The 17,422-nt window shown below is 47.2% G+C and carries 12 protein-coding genes; 11 read left to right on the plus strand and 1 reads right to left on the minus strand.

Features of this window, described 5'->3' with window-relative positions; translation table 11 throughout:
- Positions 1-3: 3 nt before the first annotated feature.
- Positions 4-1,629 carry a putative polysaccharide biosynthesis protein gene (locus WKT17_RS10405; protein WP_291681970.1) on the plus strand — a complete coding sequence of 542 codons (1,626 nt, stop codon included), beginning with the start codon at positions 4-6 and terminating at the stop codon, positions 1,627-1,629.
- A 75-nt stretch (positions 1,630-1,704) separates the two neighbouring features.
- On the opposite strand, the gene WKT17_RS10410 is transcribed toward WKT17_RS10405, so the two are convergent.
- The gene (locus WKT17_RS10410) at positions 1,705-5,955 is read right to left on the minus strand and encodes a 2-hydroxyacyl-CoA dehydratase (RefSeq protein WP_291681968.1); all 4,251 of its coding nucleotides are present in this window, start codon (positions 5,953-5,955) and stop codon (positions 1,705-1,707) included.
- Between the two features lie 266 nt (positions 5,956-6,221).
- Here WKT17_RS10410 and tgt point away from each other — a divergent pair, with 266 nt between their 5' ends.
- The 10 genes from tgt (at position 6,222) to WKT17_RS10460 (ending at position 17,422) form a co-directional block, all read left to right on the plus strand.
- Complete coding sequence (gene tgt / locus WKT17_RS10415; protein WP_173747431.1) at positions 6,222-7,358, plus strand: tRNA guanosine(34) transglycosylase Tgt; 1,137 nt, start codon at positions 6,222-6,224, stop codon at positions 7,356-7,358.
- 145 nt (positions 7,359-7,503) lie between these two features.
- Complete coding sequence (yajC, locus tag WKT17_RS10420; protein ID WP_291681965.1) at positions 7,504-7,818, plus strand: preprotein translocase subunit YajC; 315 nt, start codon at positions 7,504-7,506, stop codon at positions 7,816-7,818.
- A 69-nt stretch (positions 7,819-7,887) separates the two neighbouring features.
- Positions 7,888-8,559 (plus strand): L-serine ammonia-lyase, iron-sulfur-dependent subunit beta, encoded by a 672-nt coding sequence (gene sdaAB / locus WKT17_RS10425; RefSeq protein WP_173747435.1) that lies wholly within the window; start codon positions 7,888-7,890, stop codon positions 8,557-8,559.
- 12 nt (positions 8,560-8,571) lie between these two features.
- Positions 8,572-9,456 carry an L-serine ammonia-lyase, iron-sulfur-dependent, subunit alpha gene (gene sdaAA / locus WKT17_RS10430; protein ID WP_173747437.1) on the plus strand — a complete coding sequence of 295 codons (885 nt, stop codon included), beginning with the start codon at positions 8,572-8,574 and terminating at the stop codon, positions 9,454-9,456.
- Positions 9,453-10,325: a YitT family protein gene (locus WKT17_RS10435; protein WP_173747439.1), complete on the plus strand. Its 873-nt coding sequence runs from the start codon at positions 9,453-9,455 to the stop codon at positions 10,323-10,325. Before sdaAA ends, WKT17_RS10435 begins: the two co-directional genes overlap by 4 nt.
- Before the next feature lie 323 nt (positions 10,326-10,648).
- The gene (gene leuB, locus WKT17_RS10440; RefSeq protein WP_340272710.1) at positions 10,649-11,734 is read left to right on the plus strand and encodes a 3-isopropylmalate dehydrogenase; all 1,086 of its coding nucleotides are present in this window, start codon (positions 10,649-10,651) and stop codon (positions 11,732-11,734) included.
- 39 nt (positions 11,735-11,773) lie between these two features.
- Positions 11,774-13,441, plus strand: coding sequence for a dihydroxy-acid dehydratase (gene ilvD, locus WKT17_RS10445; RefSeq protein ID WP_173747443.1), 1,668 nt, complete (start codon positions 11,774-11,776; stop codon positions 13,439-13,441).
- A 19-nt stretch (positions 13,442-13,460) separates the two neighbouring features.
- Entirely contained in the window at positions 13,461-15,146 is a 1,686-nt protein-coding gene (gene ilvB / locus WKT17_RS10450; RefSeq protein WP_173747445.1) for a biosynthetic-type acetolactate synthase large subunit, read from the plus strand.
- A 28-nt stretch (positions 15,147-15,174) separates the two neighbouring features.
- The gene (gene serC, locus WKT17_RS10455; RefSeq protein ID WP_173747447.1) at positions 15,175-16,257 is read left to right on the plus strand and encodes a 3-phosphoserine/phosphohydroxythreonine transaminase; all 1,083 of its coding nucleotides are present in this window, start codon (positions 15,175-15,177) and stop codon (positions 16,255-16,257) included.
- Between the two features lies 1 nt (position 16,258).
- Complete coding sequence (locus WKT17_RS10460; RefSeq protein WP_291681958.1) at positions 16,259-17,422, plus strand: phosphoglycerate dehydrogenase; 1,164 nt, start codon at positions 16,259-16,261, stop codon at positions 17,420-17,422.

The following is a 17,422-nucleotide window of genomic DNA, read 5'->3' on the forward strand; positions in this document are numbered from 1 at the left end:
TACATGGGAAAGAAAAATGACAATACTTTAGTAAAAAATGCTTCGTTTCTGATGGTGGCTGCGCTGATTTCCAAGATTATCGGACTGATTTATAAAAGTCCTCTTTCCAGTACTATGGGAAAGGAAAGTTTTGGCTGCTTTCAATTTGCTCAAAATGTGTACTTTATTTTGCTGATGATTGCCTCTTTCAGCATTCCCCAGGCTGTGTCTAAGATTATGGCGGAACGGCTGGCCTTTAAACGATACCGGGACGCCCAGAAAATCTTTAAAGGTGCGCTTTTATATGCAGTGGTGGTAGGAGGCGCAGTAGCCATTGTCTGTGTTGCAGGCGCACCGATTCTGGTGCCGGAGCGTATGGCAAATGCCAGACTGGCATTGCAGTTTTTAGCGCCTACGATTTTTCTCTCAGGAATTTTGGGAGTGTTCCGGGGTTATTTCCAGGCTTACCGCAACATGCTGCCGACTTCTATTTCTCAGATTGTAGAGCAGACTGCAGTGGCTGTTGTGGCCCTTGTTATGGCTAACTTTATGGTACATCATTTTGCCGATGCACCCGAAAATACCCTGCGAAGCTGGAGTGCGGCAGGTGCAACCATGGGAACAGGGGCCGGAGTGCTTACCGCCCTGTTGTTTATGCTTTTTGTTTATCAGGTAAACCGCAGAGGGATTCAGAAAAAAATAGCCAAAGACAGGGTTTCGGTAGATGAAAGCTACAGGGCGGTCATGAAGACGCTGATTCTGATTATGGCGCCCATTTTGCTCAGTGCCTTTTTGTACAATGTAAACGGATACATTAACAGTATGATTTATACCACGATTTCCGGATTGAAGGGAATGAAAAGCAGCGTGGTGGAAGGACTTTATGCAGAGTGCGGTTTCTTTCTGACAATTATTAATATTCCGCTGACCCTGTCCAGTACAGCCCCTACTTCTATGATGCCGGAGGTATCCGCAGCGTATGCCAGAGGAGATATTTTGACTGTAAAGGAAAAAATCAATAAAGCAACCTGGCTGAGTATGTTTATTTCTATCCCCTGCAGCGTAGGGCTGTTTGCGCTGGCCGGACCTGTGACGAAGCTGTTGTTTTCTACCACAGACGGTACAGCGGGGCGCCTGATGATGCTGGGTGTCATTACGGTAATCATGAACGGAATGTCTAATATCTCCAACGGTGTGCTGCAGGGGATTGGCAAAGCCAATTTACCCATGATTCACGCGGCCATTGCCCTTGGGGTTGATGTGGTTGTTATGACTGTGCTGATGTTTGCCACAAACTTGGGGATTTATACGGTGGTTATTGCTATGATTGTCTACGCGCTGGTGATGTGTGTGTTAAATGACCGCTCTATGAAAAAAGAACTGGGATATGAAAATCCCTGGAAGGAAGCCTATCTTCCTCCTTTTCTGGCCTCTGTACCTATGGGGCTTGCAGCATTCCTGTCATACCAGGGACTGCATGCTGTGCTGAAATCCAATTTCCTGGCTCTGATACCGGCCATTGTACTGGGAGCAGGCATATATTTTGTGGTATATCTTGCAGCGGCAAAACCTGACGCAGAGACACTGGCAGGAGTGCCGGGAGGTGTGGTTCTGGCAAAAATAAGCCGGAAACTCCATTTAGTGAAATAAAAAAGTGAAATGAAAAAGAGAGTTGCTTTTCTTGTCCATGCAACTCTCTTTTTCCATAGAAAAAAATAACCGTTTTTAAGGCTGCAGCTTCTTAAATGCAGTGGAAAGCATCAGTTTGATACGGTTTAGCTGATTCACTTCGCTGGCTCCGGGGTCGTAGTCTACGGCTACAATGTTGGCTTCCGGATAATCGCTGCGAATGGCCTTGATAACGCCTTTACCTACAATGTGGTTAGGCAGACAGCCGAAAGGCTGAATACAGACAATATTTGGCACGTTTCCGTGAATGAGCTCCATCATTTCTCCGGTGAGGAACCAGCCCTCGCCCGTCTGATTTCCGAGAGAAACAATGGGTTCTGCCATTTTTGCCAAATCTTCAATTCTGGCAGATGGCGTAAAGTGTTTACTCTTTTCAAACTCTTTGTTTGCTGCACTGCGGATAAATTCAATAGCAGAAATTCCCAGCTTTCCTTTTTGGGCCAGCGATTTCTTAAAGCCCAGATAATCGGATTTGAAATTCAGGTTATAGAAGCAGTAACACATAAAGTCAATCAAATCCGGACAAACCGCTTCGGCTCCTTCCTTTTCCAGCAGTTCTGCCAGATGGTTGTTGGCCGCAGGCAGGAATTTTACCAGAATTTCGCCTACAATGCCGACTCTTGGCTTTTTCTCGTCTGTAATAGGCAGAGCGTCAAATTCTCGAATCATTTCCCGGCAGATACGGTTAAACTGTGCGAAAGCCGTATGTCTGCTGCTTAAGAAAGAGATACAACGTTTTTCCCATTTGCGGTGCAGGGCATTGGCAGAGCCTTTTACCACCTCGTAGGGGCGCATACGGTACACACATTTCATAAGAATATCGCCGAATACAGCGCCGTAAGCCAGACGTGTGGCCAGCTTTGGCGTAATCTTAAAGCCCGGGTTGGATTCCAAACCGCTTAAGTTGATGGATATAACCGGAATATAGGACATATCTGCTTTGGCAAGAGCCCGGCGGATAAAGCCGATATAGTTGGAAGCACGGCAGCCGCCCCCTGTCTGGGACATAATAATCGCCACCTTATGTAAGTCATATTTTCCCGAAAGCAGCGCCTGCATAATCTGTCCGACTACCATAAGGGAAGGGTAGCAGGCGTCGTTGTTTACGTATTTCAGTCCCACATCCACGGCTTCTTTGTTGTCGTTTGGCAGAACCTCCAGGTTGTATCCGCTGGCACAGAAAGCTGCCTGCAGAATGTTAAAATGAATGGGCGACATCTGGGGACATAAAATGGTGTAATTCTTCCGCATTTCCTCTGTAAACGGCACACGCTCTATAGAGGAGGGCAGGATATTTCTCTGTTTGTGCTGTTGTTCCTTGGCCTTGATGGCAGCAATCAGGGAGCGGACGCGGATACGGGCAGCTCCTAAGTTGTTCACCTCGTCAATTTTCAGGCAGGTATAGATTTTTCCGCTTTGGGAAAGAATTTCATTTACCTGGTCTGTGGTAACGGCGTCCAAACCGCAGCCAAAAGAGTTTAACTGAATCAAATCCAGATTCTCCCGTTCTTTTACAAAGTTTGCGGCAGCGTAAAGCCTTGTGTGGTACATCCACTGGTCATTGACACGGAGAGGGCGCTCAAGGGGAGCCAGGTGGGAAATGGAATCCTCTGTCAGCACGGCCAGTCCATAGGAATTAATCAAATCCGGGATACCGTGGTGGATTTCCGGGTCAATGTGGTAAGGGCGTCCGGCAAGCACAATCCCCCGTCTGCCGGTTTTGTCCAGGTAAGCCAGGGTTTCTTCGCCTTTTCTTTTGATGTCTTCTCTGCAGGCAGACAGTTCTTCCCAGGCTAAATGTGCAGCTTTGCGGACTTCTGCAGCGGGAATATCCGGAAATTCCTGTACCAGCCGATCGGTTACAGTGTCTTCCCCGGTAAGAGAGAGGAAAGGATTGTGGAACCGGATGGACGGGTCTTTTAATTCATCCACATTGTTTTTAATATTCTCCGCATAAGAGGTTACGATAGGGCAGTTGTAGTGGTTGACCGAATCGTCAAACTCCTGTCTTTCGTAAGGAATACAAGGGTAGAAGATATATTTCACTCCTTGTTTTAACAGCCAGGAAACGTGTCCGTGTGCCAGCTTTGCCGGGTAACACTCGGATTCGCTGGGGATGGATTCAATGCCCAGTTCGTAAATTTTCCTGGTAGAAGTGGGAGACAGCACCACCTGATATCCCAAATTGGTGAAAAACGTATACCAGAAAGGATAGTTCTCAAACAGATTCAGTACACGGGGAATCCCCACCTGTCCTCTGGGGGCCTTGTCAGGAGTAAGCGGCACATAGGAGAACAGCTTTTTATATTTATATTCGTATAAGTTGGGTATATGGTCTTTGTTCTTCTCTTTGCCGATACCGCGTTCACAGCGGTTGCCGGAAATATACTGGCGTCCGCCGGAAAATTTGTTAATGGTCAGACGGCAGTTGTTGGTACAGCCTTTACAGTTGGCCATGGTGGTTTTGTATTCCAGGGTATTGATTTTCTCTATAGGTAGCATGGTGGAAGCTTTCTCTTTGTCATAGCGTTCCCTTGCAATCAGGGCAGCGCCGAATGCGCCCATAATGCCGGCAATATCCGGACGGATGGCTTCGCACTGTGCAATTTTTTCAAAACTGCGCAGCACTGCGTCATTATAGAACGTTCCACCCTGTACTACAATGTGTCTGCCCAGTTCCGAGGCGTCAGAAACTTTAATAACCTTGTAAAGGGCATTTTTGATAACAGAATAAGCCAGTCCGGCGGAAATGTCCGCAACAGAAGCGCCTTCTTTTTGAGCCTGTTTTACTTTTGAATTCATGAAAACCGTACAGCGGGTGCCTAAATCAATGGGGTGTTCGGCAAAAAGAGCGGCTTTTGCAAAGTCCTGTACACTGTAATTTAAGGATTTCGCAAAGGTTTCGATAAAGGAGCCGCAGCCGGATGAGCAGGCCTCATTTAACTGTACGCTGTCTACGGTCTGGTCTTTGATTTTGATACACTTCATATCCTGGCCGCCGATGTCCAGAATACAGTCTACCTCCGGATCGAAAAAGGCAGCGGCATAGTAATGGGAAACGGTTTCTACCTCACCTTCGTCCAGCATTAAAGCCGCTTTTATCAGTGCTTCTCCGTATCCGGTAGAACAGGACCAGGCAATTCTGGCTCCGGCGGGAAGCTGTTCATAGATTTCCTGGATAGCCCGGATAGACGTAGCCAGGGGATTGCCGTTGTTATTGCTGTAAAAAGAGTAGAGCAGAGAGCCGTCTTCCCCTACCAGCGCGGCTTTCGTGGTGGTAGAACCGGCATCGATTCCCAGATAGCAGTTTCCGCGGTAAGTGGAAAGCTCCCCTGTTTTTACGTTGTACTTGCTCTGGCGGCGGTTAAAGGCCTGATAATCTTCTTTGGAAGCAAAGAGGGGCTCCATACGGTCTACCTCAAAGTCCATCGCAATGGCAGCTCTGAGACGGTCACGCATGGAAAGCAGGCTGACATTCTTTGCGTCCTCTTTGGAATTCAGAGCGGAGCCTATGGCTGCGAACAGGTGGGAATTTTCCGGAACAATGGTATGTTCTTCGTCCAGATTTAAGGTGCGGATAAAAGCGGTCTTTAACTCAGAGAGAAAATGCAGGGGACCGCCCAGAAAAGCCACATGTCCACGGATAGGCTTACCACAGGCCAGACCGCTGATGGTCTGGTTTACCACAGCCTGGAAAATGGAGGCAGCCAGGTCTTCCTTGGTAGCGCCTTCATTAATCAGAGGCTGAATGTCTGTTTTGGCAAATACACCACATCTGGCTGCAATGGGATAGAGCGCCTTGTAATTTTTGGCATATTCGTTCAAACCCGGTGCGTCAGTCTGCAGAAGAGAAGCCATCTGGTCGATGAAAGAGCCGGTTCCTCCGGCGCAGATACCGTTCATACGCTGCTCTACATTGCCGCCTTCAAAATAGATAATTTTTGCATCCTCTCCTCCAAGTTCAATTGCCACATCTGTCTTTGGGGCCAGTTTTTCAAGAGAAGTGGAAACTGCAATGACTTCCTGTACAAAAGGAACTTCCAGATGATTGGCAAGGGTCAGTCCTCCGGAGCCTGTAATGACAGGTGCCGCAGAAATTTCACCCAGGGAATGGCAAGCTTCGTCCAAAAGGTCCGCCAGCGTATTCTGGATATCTGCAAAATGCCGTTTGTAATCAGAAAAAAGTAAATGAGAGTCATGGTCTAAAATGGCAATTTTGACAGTGGTGGAACCAATATCAATGCCCAGAAGGTGTCGGGGTGTCTGTGTTTTTTTTTCTTCTGACATAGTCAGAAACCTCCTTCTTGTATGTGTTTCTACTTATTTATTATATGTTCATAAAAAAATCAAGCTACATTATACGACAAAATGTCAAAAAAAACAATTCCCAATATTTTTCTGCATTGCGTTTAAATAAGGGATATGATAAAATGAACTCTGTAACAAAAAAGAATTCTGACTATTTTTGGTCAGATTCCATAAAAAGAGAAATCACATTCTCCTATGGCATGTAAAACATAGAGAAAAGACAGGAAGAAGAGGAAAATAAATTTATGTATACCGTACTGAAGCAGGAAGGCAGGGCAAAGAGAGCCCGTCTGGAAACCGTACACGGAACCATTGAGACTCCCGTGTTTATGAATGTGGGTACAGCGGCAGCTATTAAGGGGGCTGTGGCTACCACGGATTTGCACGAAATCAAAACCCAGGTGGAATTGTCCAATACCTATCATCTCCATGTGCGCCCCGGTGACCACATTGTGAAGCAGTTGGGAGGACTGCACAAGTTTATGAACTGGGACCGCCCTATTTTAACGGATTCCGGCGGATTTCAGGTATTTTCTCTCTCAAAATTGAGAAAAATCAAAGAAGAGGGCGTGTATTTTAACTCACATGTAGATGGAAGAAAGATTTTTATGGGACCGGAGGAGAGTATGCAGATTCAGTCCAATCTGGGCTCCACCATTGCCATGGCGTTTGACGAATGTCCGTCCAGTGTGGCCAGCAGAGAGTATGTGCAGAATTCTGTAGACCGCACCACCAGATGGCTGCAGAGATGTAAGGACGAGATGGCAAGGCTGAATCAGCTGGAGGATACCGTAAATCCCCATCAGCTTTTGTTCGGAATTAATCAGGGCGCCATTTACGATGATATCCGTATTGCCCATGCAGAAACCATTTCCAAAATGGATTTGGATGGTTATGCTGTCGGTGGTCTGGCTGTGGGGGAAACCCATGAAGAAATGTACCGGATTCTGGACAGTGTAGTACCCCATCTTCCGGTGAATAAGCCCACCTACCTCATGGGAGTGGGAACGCCTGCCAATATTCTGGAGGCCGTGTCAAGAGGCGTGGACTTCTTTGACTGTGTGTACCCCAGCCGTAATGGACGCCACGGTCATGTGTATACCAATTTCGGCAAGATAAATCTTTTTAATGCGAAATATGAACTGGATTCCCGTCCTATTGAGGAGGGATGTCAGTGTCCGGCCTGCCGCCATTACAGCAGAGCTTATATCCGTCATCTGTTAAAGGCAAAAGAAATGCTGGGTATGCGTCTTTGTGTACTGCATAATTTGTATTTCTACAATACGATGATGGAAGAAATCAGAGATGCGCTGGATAAAGGGTGCTACGAAGAATATAAGGCACGGAAATTGGAAAGCATGGCTTTAGGAGCAGGGAAATAAGAAAACCGTTTTTCTCCCATATAAAAAAACTATTAAATTTGGGAAAAACCGGAGAAAATACTTGAAGAAACAAGAAAAATTGTGTATTATAACAATAATGTCTATCAGTCTGACAGACAAAGTTTAAGGTTCAGGAGGAAGCAGGATGTTATTATCAACAGCAGCAGGCGGCACAGGAGGCATGATTACTTTGTTCTTACCGCTGGTGGTATTTTTTCTTTTGATGTATTTCATGATTATGAGACCTCAGAAAAAAGAGCAGCAGAGAGTAAAAAGCATGCTGGCAGCTATGGAAGTGGGCGACAGTGTCGTTACAACAAGTGGTTTCTATGGTATCTTGATTGATATTACAGAAGAAGATGTCATTGTGGAATTTGGAAACAACAGAAACTGCAGAATTCCAATGAGAAAAAGTGCGATTGCCGAAGTAGAAAAAGCAAGCGACGGAGTTGCAGAGTAAAATGAGAATGAGAGGTACTGACGGGATATCCTGCAGTACCTTTTTCTTTCATAAGAAAAGGAGAAGATTATGACAGGTATCAGTTTGTTTGAAGTGATTGGTCCTAATATGGTAGGGCCGTCCAGTTCCCACACAGCGGGCGCAGCCTCTATGGCTCTGCTGGCCAGAAAACTGTTTCCGGGAACCATTCGGCAGGTGCAGTTCACTCTGTATGGTTCTTTTGCCAGAACCTATCGGGGACATGGTACGGACAGGGCGCTTCTGGGCGGTATCATGGGATTTGAAACCGATGATTTGCGGATTCGGGATTCTCTGGAATTGGCAAAAAAGGCGGGAATTGCATACAGCTTTTCAAAAGCGGAAGAAGAGCCGGACGATATTCATCCCAATACTGCGGATATGGATATTCAGGGAACAAACGGAGAGCGGCTTTTTGTCCGTGGCGTTTCTCTGGGCGGCGGAAAAGTAAAGATTGTGAAGCTGAACCAGATAGAAGTAGACTTTACAGGAGAGTACAGTACCCTGATTGTCAGTCAGACAGATAAACCGGGTGTGGTGGCCCATATTACAAAGATTCTAAGTGAGGAAGGGGTGAACATTGCCTTTATGCGTCTGTTTCGGGAGGAGAAAGGTGCGGCAGCGTTTACCATTGTGGAATCAGACGAGAAGATTCCAAAAGAAGTATTGGAAAAAATCAGAGAAAATCCACTGGTATCGGATATTATGCTGGTGCAGTTATAGGAGGACAGGAAAATGGATTTTAATCATGGAACAGAATTGCTGCAGCTATGTGCAGAACAGGGACTTTCCATATCTCAGGTTATGAAAATACGGGAAACCGAGATTTCTCAGATGCGTGGAGAAGAAGTAGAAGTAAAAATGAGAAAAGCTCTGGAAATCATGAAAAATTCGGTAAAAGAACCGTTGATACAGCCGGTGAAGTCCGTAGGAGGACTGATTGGCGGAGAGGCAAAGAAGTTAGAGGAACACCGCCGTATGGGGAAATCTATCTGTGGAACTATGCTGTCAAAAGCTATGACTTATGCCATGGCCGTCCTGGAGGTCAATGCCTCTATGGGTGTGATTGTAGCTGCACCGACTGCAGGTTCTTCCGGAGTGGTGCCGGGGGTACTTCTGGCTCTGCAGGAAGAATATCAGCTGAAAGATGAGGAGATTTTAAACGGGCTCTATACCGCAGGAGCTGTGGGGTATCTGCTTATGCGCAACGCTTCTGTGGCAGGGGCGGAAGCAGGCTGTCAGGCGGAAGTGGGGGCGGCGTCTGCTATGGCTGCTGCTGCTGCCGTGGAAGTCATGGGTGGAAGCCCGCAGATGTGCCTGGACGCAGCCTCTACAGCTTTGTCCAATCTCCTGGGACTGGTTTGCGACCCGGTGGCGGGGCTGGTGGAGGCTCCCTGTCAGACACGGAACTCCATGGGATCCGCCAATGCTCTTGTGTGTGCGGAGCAGGCGCTGGCCGGTGTGGTGCAGATGATTCCCTTTGATGAAATGGCAGAAGCCATGTACCATGTGGGAAGAAGTCTGCCCTTTGAACTGAGGGAGAGCGCATTGGGAGGCTGTGCGGGAACAGAAGCGGCCTGTAAGAGAACCTGTGAAATTTTCGGAGGAGGAAAAGCGTGACCGGTACACAACAAAAAAGACGATATCGTTCTTATCTGCTGATTATTCTGGGAACCGGGATTATGTCCGTTGCCATTAATTCTATCTATGATGCCCTGCAGATGGTGACAGGAGGATTTTCCGGTCTGGGAATTGTGATAAAGAGCCTTTCAGAGAACTGGATAGACGGCGGGATTCCTCTTTGGTTTACCAATGCAGTGCTGAATATTCCTTTGTTTTTCCTGGGTATCTGGATAAAGGGCTGGGAGTTTACAAAAAAATCGGTTTTTGGCGCTCTGTGTCTGTCTTTCTGGCTGTATTTCATACCGCCCATTCCTCTGATTCAGGATGATATGCTGTTGGCGGCCCTTGCGGCAGGAGTCATTATGGGAGTGGGAATCGGCTGTATTTTTCTGGGACAGGGAACCACTGGAGGAACGGATATGGCAGCGGCTCTGATACAACATAAGCTGCGCGGTTATTCCATTCCCCAGATTCTGCAGGTTATAGATGGAAGTGTGGTGCTGCTGGGGATTTTTGTCTTTGGGATTCATAAGGCTCTGTATGCGGCAGTGGCGATTTTTATTACCTCCTGGACTGCGGACCGCTTTATGGAAGGAATGCATTTTGCAAAAGGGGCTTATGTGATTACGGAAAAGGAAGAACTGGTATCTAAAAGGATTATGGAAGAGCTGAACCGGGGGCTGACAGGGATTTATGCTCAGGGGATTTATTCCCGTCAGGACAGGAAAATGCTGTTCTGTGTGGTAGGGAAAAAGGAACTTGTGAAATTAAAAGAAGTGGTGGAAGAAACAGACCCGGAGGCTTTTGTGATTGTGACAGATGTCAGAGAAGTTATGGGGAAAGGATTTACAAAAGAGAAAGGATAAAAAAGTTACTATCTATATAGAAACCTGCAATATGCAGGAGTGTCTTTAGGCGAAGGCCAGCAGCCGCAAACGCGCGTGAACTCTGCAGCCACTGTCTTCTATTTCTTAACAATACCCAGTATATAGAACAAATGTGACCACTGTGTGTCGTCAAAATAAAGGAACTATAAACTTTAGAAAATTCCAGGGAATAGAAACCATAACGAAAAGGTATAGCGCAAAAGGGATTATTGCTTGAATTATGGCAGGAAAAGGATTATCATATTACTAATTACATTCTATGAATGACAAAAAAATGACAAAACTGCGGAAAGGGTGACAGTATGAAAAGAAATATAGCGTACATTCCCGGTGACGGAATCGGCCCGGAAATTGTAAGAGAAGCAAAGAAGGTTCTGGATAAAGTCTGCAGTGTGTACGGATATGAGTTTCATTATGAAGAATTGCTTTTAGGCGGCGCTTCCATTGATGCACACGGTGTACCGCTGACAGAGGAGACGATAAAGAAAGCAAAGGTTGCAGATGCCGTTTTGATGGGTTCTATCGGCGGAGACGCAAAGACTTCCCCCTGGTATCAGCTGGAGCCGTCCAAGAGACCGGAGGCAGGCCTTCTGGGTATCCGAAAGGCGCTGAACCTGTTTGCTAATTTAAGACCAGCTTATCTCTATGATGAGTTGAGAAAAGCCTGCCCTTTAAAAGAAGAGGTTATTGGGGACGGCTTCGACATGATTATTGTCAGAGAATTAACGGGAGGTCTGTATTTCGGAGAACGCAAGACGGTAGAAGAAAATGGCGTGAGAAAAGCCGTGGATACGCTGTCTTATAATGAAGAGGAAATTCGCAGAATTGCCATCAAGGCTTTTGAGATTGCAGGCAAAAGAAGAAAAAAAGTGACCAGTGTGGATAAGGCAAATGTATTGGATTCCTCCAGATTGTGGAGAAAGGTTGTGGAAGAGGTGGCAAAAAACTACCCGGACATTACACTGGAACATATGCTGGTGGACAACTGTGCGATGCAGCTGGTACATAATCCGGGACAGTTCGATGTGATTCTCACGGAAAATATGTTTGGAGATATTTTGTCAGACGAGGCCAGTATGGTTACAGGGTCTATCGGTATGCTGTCATCAGCCAGCTTAAACGAGACCAGCTTCGGGCTTTACGAGCCAAGCCATGGTTCAGCTCCGGATATTGCAGGAAAAGACGTTGCAAATCCTATTGCCACCATTTTGTCTGCGGCCATGATGCTGCGCTTCTCTTTGGATTTGGATAAAGAAGCGGACGCAGTGGAGGCAGCTGTGGCACAGGTATTAGAAGAGGGCTACAGAACCCCGGATATTTACTCTGAAGGAATGAAAAAGACAGGAACCGCACAGATGGGGAGTCTCATTGCAGAGCGGATTCAGTAGAGAAGGAACAAATAAAAAGGTCGGAAGGAAGGAAGATAGATGAGAAGTGACGCAGTAAAAAAAGGAATGCAGCAGGCGCCTCACAGGTCCCTGTTTCATGCTTTGGGCATGACCAAGGAAGAAATGGAAAAACCGCTGGTGGGAATTGTCAGCTCTTATAATGAAATCGTACCGGGACATATGAACCTGGATAAAATCGTAAATGCCGTGAAACTGGGCGTTGCCATGGCAGGGGGAACTCCGGTGGTATTTCCGGCCATTGCAGTCTGCGACGGCATTGCCATGGGGCATGTGGGCATGAAATATTCTCTGGTTACCAGAGATTTGATTGCAGATTCTACAGAGGCTATGGCTATGGCACATCAGTTTGACGCCCTGGTTATGGTGCCTAACTGTGATAAAAATGTGCCGGGACTTTTAATGGCAGCAGCCAGAATCAATGTACCTACGGTCTTTGTAAGCGGCGGCCCCATGCTGGCCGGAAAGGTGCAGGGACAGAAGAGAAGCCTTTCCTCCATGTTTGAAGCCGTGGGCTCTTACAGCGCAGGAACTATGACGGAAGAAGAGGTAGAAGAATTTGAAAACCATGTCTGCCCTACCTGCGGTTCCTGTTCCGGTATGTATACGGCAAACAGCATGAACTGCCTGACTGAGGTACTGGGCATGGGATTAAGAGGAAACGGAACCATTCCGGCCGTCTATTCCGAGCGTATCAAGCTGGCGAAGCATGCAGGTATGCAGGTTATGGAAATGTACAGAAGAAACATTCGTCCAAGAGATATTATGACAAAGGAAGCTTTGATGAATGCCCTTACGGTAGACATGGCTCTGGGCTGCTCAACCAACAGCATGCTGCACCTTCCGGCCATTGCACATGAAATCGGCTGGGACTTTGATATAACCTTTGCCAATGAAATCAGTGCCAAAACGCCAAATCTGTGCCATCTGGCACCGGCAGGCCCTACCTATATGGAAGATTTGAATGAAGCCGGCGGCGTGTGGGCTGTTATGAAGGAACTGACCAAGAAAGATTTGCTGAATCTGGATTGTATGACCGTAACCGGAAAGACCGTGGGAGAGAATATTGCCAACTGTGTGAATAAAAATCCGGAAGTTATCCGTCCTATTGAAAATCCATACAGCCAGACAGGGGGACTTGCCGTACTGACAGGAAATCTGGCGCCTCACGGCGGTGTGGTAAAGAGAAGCGCCGTATGCGAGGAAATGATGGTGCACGAAGGCCCGGCCAGAGTCTTTGACTGTGAGGAAGACGCCATTGCAGCCATTAAAGGCGGTAAAATCGTGGCGGGAGATGTGGTGGTTATCCGCTACGAAGGACCGAAAGGCGGCCCCGGTATGCGGGAAATGCTGAATCCCACTTCCGCGATTGCCGGTATGGGACTGGGCTCCAGTGTAGCGCTGATTACAGACGGCCGCTTCTCCGGTGCGTCAAGGGGCGCTTCCATTGGGCATATTTCTCCGGAAGCAGCAGTAGGCGGTCCTATTGCCTTGGTAGAAGAGGGGGATATGATTCGCATTAACATTCCGGAAACCAAGCTGGAACTGGCAGTGTCCGAGGAAGAGCTGGCGGCCAGAAGAGCGAAATGGCAGCCAAGAGAGCCGAAAGTGACTACCGGATATCTGGCACGGTATGCCTCTATGGTAACCAGCGGAAACAGAGGCGCTGTACTGGAAATCCAGAAATAAACAGAGGGAGGATTTGTCTATGCAGCTGACAGGTGCGCAAATCGTAATGGAATGTCTGAAAGAACAGGGTGTCGATACGGTTTTCGGGTATCCGGGCGGTACGATACTGAACATATATGATGAATTGTATAAACAGCAGGGAGAAATCCATCATGTGCTGACTTCCCATGAGCAGGGGGCGGCCCATGCGGCAGACGGTTATGCCCGTTCTACCGGAAAAGTGGGAGTCTGTCTGGCTACCAGCGGTCCCGGCGCTACCAATCTGGTAACGGGAATTGCCACTGCCCATATGGATTCCATCCCCATTGTGGCCATTACCTGCAACGTAGGCCTGCCTCTTCTGGGAAAGGACAGTTTCCAGGAGGTGGATATTGCAGGGGTGGTTATGCCCATTACCAAGCACAGTTTTATCGTGAAGGACGTAACAAAGCTGGCCAGAACAATCCGCCGTGCTTTTGTCATTGCAAAAAGCGGCAGACCGGGGCCGGTACTTGTGGATATTACCAAAGATGTAACGGCAAATAAAACAGAATTTACGCCTTATGTGCCGAAAAAGGTGAAACCTTATGTGGAAGAAATCACACAGGAAAGTCTGGAAAAAGCGGCGCAGATGATTCAGGAAGCGAAACGTCCCTTTATTTTTGTGGGCGGCGGCGCAGCGGCGGCCAATGCCTGGGAAGAAGTCAGAGAACTGGCCCATAAGATTCAGAGTCCGGTGACGGATTCTCTTATGGGAAAAGGCGTGTTTTCCGGTACAGACCCTTATTATACAGGAATGTTGGGTATGCACGGAACCAAAGCCTCCAATCTGGGCGTCACAAAGTGCGACCTGCTCATTGCCATTGGAGCCAGATTTTCTGACCGCGTTATCGGAAATCCGCGGAATTTTGCACGAAACGCAAAAATTCTTCATATTGATGTAGATGCAGCGGAAATCAATAAAAATGTGTTGGTGGACTGCAGTGTTATCGGAGACGCAAAAGAAGTTTTGAAGCAGTTAAATCATATGGTTCCGGCAGCAGAGCATAAAGAATGGTTGGAAACCATAGAAGAATTGAAGGAGAAATACCCCTTATCCTATCATCAGGAAGGACTTACAGGTCCGGGTATTATCGAAGAGTTGTATAAGCAGACCAATGGAGAAGCCATTATTGTGACAGAAGTAGGACAGCACCAGATGTGGGCGGCCCAGTATTACAAATATACCATGCCCCGTACGTTTCTGTCCTCCGGTGGTCTGGGCACCATGGGATACGGTCTGGGAGCGGCCATCGGGGCCAAAATGGGTAATCCGGACAAGGTTGTCATCAATGTAGCGGGAGACGGCTGTTTCCGAATGAATATGAATGAGATTGCCACAGCTACCAGAAATGACCTCCCCTTGATTCAGGTGGTAGTCAACAATCAGGTGCTTGGCATGGTGCGTCAGTGGCAGACTTTGTTCTATGAGGGCAGGTATTCTAATACAGTGTTAAGAGACAAGGTAGACTTTGTGAAGCTGGCAGAAGCCATGGGTGCCGTGGGAATCCGCGTTACCCGAAAAGAAGATTTGGCCGGGGCTATTCAGGAGGCTATTCGGTTAAATACAACAGTGGTTTTGGACTGTATCATTGACAGTGATGACAAAGTATTTCCGATGGTTCCGGCAGGAGCCAACATTGAAGACGCTTTTGACGAGGCGGATTTGGAGAAAAGACAGAAATAAAGAAAGAGAAATCAGAGGAGGAAGCATCATGAGCAGAGTTTACAATTTTTCAGCGGGTCCGGCTGTACTGCCGGAGGAAGTGTTAAGAGAAGCAGCAGATGAAATGTTAGATTACAGAGGCTGCGGCATGTCCGTTATGGAGATGAGTCACCGTTCCGGTATGTTTGAAACAATTCTAAACGAGGCAGAGGCAGATTTGAGAGATTTGCTGCAGATACCGGACAACTACAAGGTGCTTTTTCTGCAGGGAGGGGCCAGCCAGCAGTTTGCCATGATTCCCATGAATCTTATGAAGCACGGGGAGGCAGATTACATTGTCACCGGACAGTGGGCAAAAAAGGCATGGCAGGAAGCGCAGAAATACGGAAAGGCAAACAAGATTGCTTCTTCTGAGGATAAAACCTTTTCTTACATACCGGATTGTTCCGATTTGGATATCAGTCCCAATGCAGATTACGTGTACATCTGTGAAAATAACACCATTTACGGTACAAAATTTAAAAAACTGCCAAATACCAAAGGCAAAACATTGGTGTCTGATGTGTCCTCCTGTTTCCTGTCTGAGCCGGTGGATGTAAGCAAATACGGCATTCTCTACGGCGGCGTACAGAAAAATATCGGCCCGGCCGGCATGGTGATTTCCATTATCCGGGAAGACCTGATTACCGAAGATGTGATGAAAGGCACGCCCACCATGCTGACATTTAAAACCCATGCAGACGCAGGCTCTCTGTACAATACGCCAAACAGCTACTGCATTTATATGTGCGGCAAAGTCTTTAAATGGCTGAAAAATATGGGTGGTCTTGCTGTGATGAAAGAGCGGAACGAAAAGAAAGCAAAGCTTTTGTATGATTTCCTGGATGAAAGCCATTTGTTTAAAGGAACCGTTGTGCCGAAAGACCGTTCTCTTATGAATGTGCCTTTTGTAACCGGAAATGCGCAGTTAGATGCGAAATTTGTAAAAGAGGCAAAGGAAGCGGGACTGGAAAATCTGAAAGGCCACAGAAGTGTGGGCGGCATGAGAGCCAGCATTTACAATGCCATGCCGATAGAAGGTGTGGAAACTCTGGTGGACTTTATGAAAAAATTTGAGAAGGAGAATGTCTAATATGTATCGGTATCATTGTCTGAATCCCATTTCTCAGGTGGGTTTAAAGGAATTTAATCAGGAATATGAAAAGACAGAAGGCGCAACAGAGGCAGATGCCATACTGGTGCGAAGCGCAGATATGCACCAGATGGAACTGCCACAGCAGGTATCGGCCGTAGCAAGAGCCGGTGCAGGTGTCAACAACATTCCCCTGGAGGAACTGGCAAAAAAGGGCGTGGTAGTTTTTAACACACCGGGAGCCAATGCCAACGGCGTAAAGGAAATGGTGCTGGCAGGTATGCTTCTGGCTTCCAGAGACATTGTAGGGGGCATTGAGTGGCTGAAAAGTCAGGAACCGGCAGATGATTTGGCAAAAAAGGCAGAAAAAGAGAAGAAAAAATTTGCAGGATGTGAAATCAGCGGCAAAAAACTGGGCATTATCGGTTTGGGCGCCATAGGCGTTAAGGTAGCCAATGCAGCGGTACATCTGGGAATGGAAGTTTACGGATATGACCCCTTTATTTCTGTAGATGCAGCATGGAGTCTGTCCAGAAACATTCACCACATTAATGAAGTCAGCGAGATTTACCGGGACTGCGACTATATTACCATTCATGTGCCGCTTCTGGAAAGCACGAAAAAAATGATTGGCAGGGAAGAAATCGCACAGATGAAGGATGGTGTCGTTCTTCTGAATTTTGCCAGAGACCTTCTGGTGGATGAAGAGGCTTTGTGCAAAGCCCTGGAAGAAGGAAAGGTGAAAAAATATGTGACGGATTTTGCCAATCCTGTAGTAGCCAATGCTCCAAATACGCTGGTAACCCCGCATCTGGGTGCGTCTACAGAGGAATCTGAGGATAACTGCGCCGTTATGGCGGTTCAACAGGTTATGGATTATCTGGAAAACGGAAACATTAAGAATTCTGTGAATTACCCGGATTGTGACGCCGGAAGATGTGTGGATGCGGGAAGAATTACCATTAACCATAAAAATGTGCCGAACATGATTTCTCAGTTTACCAAAACCCTGGGTGACGCAGGGGTGAATATTGCCAACATGACCAATAAAAGTAAAGGGGATTATGCTTATACCATGCTGGATGTGGCATCCCCCATTGACGGTCAGGTGGCAGAGGCGCTGAAAGCCATTGAGCACGTATACAGAGTCAGAATTGTAAAATAA

It is taken from the genome of Blautia sp. HCN-20427 (assembly GCF_037890365.1).
Classification (GTDB): Bacteria; Bacillota; Clostridia; order Lachnospirales; family Lachnospiraceae; genus Blautia.